At 70.4% G+C, this 774-nt stretch carries 1 protein-coding gene; it reads right to left on the bottom strand.

The genetic code is table 11. The features are described 5' to 3' along the window. Nucleotides 1–774 (bottom strand): DNA cytosine methyltransferase (locus tag ABD191_RS29000; protein WP_344089146.1); only part of this gene is annotated, 774 nt, incomplete at both ends.

A 774-nucleotide genomic window follows, 5' to 3' on the forward strand; every position in this document is an offset into this window, starting at 1 on the left:
CAGGCGTTGCCGATCTGCTGGCTGATGTCGTTGCCAGCCCACCGCCAGTCGGCGGGGAAACCCTGGAGCTGTCCGGCTTCCGAGTGGGTGAGCCGCGGGAGTTCGTTGCCGATCGGGTCGACGAGCCGGAGCCGGCTGATCTTCCCGGTGACGGTGAATGCGGGTTCGGCACTGGTGCGTCGGCCGCGGTTGCGGGGGTCGCCGCCGGTGCCGTAGTTGGAGATCACCTCGAACGGGCTGTCGCGGATGACGTCGCCCATCGACACCCACGGCAGGAGGGTCGGGTCGCCTTCGTCCTGTGGGATGCCCTTGCGGTAGGGGCGGTGGGTGGGTGCGGGCAGGTGGGCGTCGGCGGCGTATCGGGCGACGAGGACGGCCCGGCGTCGGGTTTGGGGTAGGCCGTACTGCTCGGTGCGGAGGATGCCGGTTGCGGCGCCGTAGCCGAGGCGTTCGAGGACGTGGGCGTAGGCGTGCCAGATGGGCAAAACCTTGGGCACTTGCTCCAGGACGATCGTCTCGTAGGGCCGGTCTAGGCATTCGGCTCCGAGGATCCAACGCAACGGTTCGAGGACGAGGCCGGTCCGCTCGTCGGCGAAGGTCGGCGCCGGGATTCCAGCCGCCATGCCGTGGACCGCGGCGACGAGTCGGGCGATCTCGGCCCGCCCGGATCCCTTGCCGGCCATGGTGAACGTCTGGCAGGGAGGTCCGGCCTTGAGGGTGCGGCGGTCGGGGAAGTCGGCGGGTCCGTGGTTGGGGACGTCGGCGTGGACGGTG

Origin of the sequence: Luedemannella helvata (assembly GCF_039528415.1) — a bacterium.
GTDB classification, from domain to species: Bacteria; Actinomycetota; Actinomycetes; order Mycobacteriales; family Micromonosporaceae; genus Luedemannella; species Luedemannella helvata.